1 protein-coding gene is annotated in these 267 nt (G+C 44.2%); it reads right to left on the bottom strand.

All coding sequences use genetic code 11. The features are described 5' to 3' along the window. Positions 1-267, bottom strand: a 267-nt coding sequence (locus O4H47_RS17950; protein ID WP_269395394.1) for a TonB-dependent receptor, incomplete at both ends; no start/stop codon positions are given.

The raw sequence follows: 267 nt of genomic DNA, 5'->3' as shown, positions 1-267 counted from the left end.
GAATGGAGAGGTATCGCTTAGAGGATCTGCAGGCGGTACTTTGTCAAACATGTTGATAGCACCAAGAGTTACACGACCACTCTCGTTGAATTGGTAAGAAGCCGTTAGGTTCCACGTTGTCATACTAGCGATTTCTGCTTTGTAACCCGCTTTTTTAGCAGAATCACAGTCATCAAAGTAGTAACGGTTTGCGTAGCTTGAACACATACGGTCGCGGTATTTACCAAATAGGTTGATAGCGACATCTTCATATGCCCAGCCAAGATT

Origin of the sequence: Maritalea porphyrae (assembly GCF_027213965.1) — a bacterium.
In the GTDB taxonomy this organism is placed as follows: Bacteria; Pseudomonadota; Alphaproteobacteria; order Rhizobiales; family Devosiaceae; genus Maritalea; species Maritalea porphyrae_A.
The sequence above is the reverse complement of the archived record's forward strand: the minus strand, read 5'-3'. Positions and strand labels throughout refer to the sequence as shown.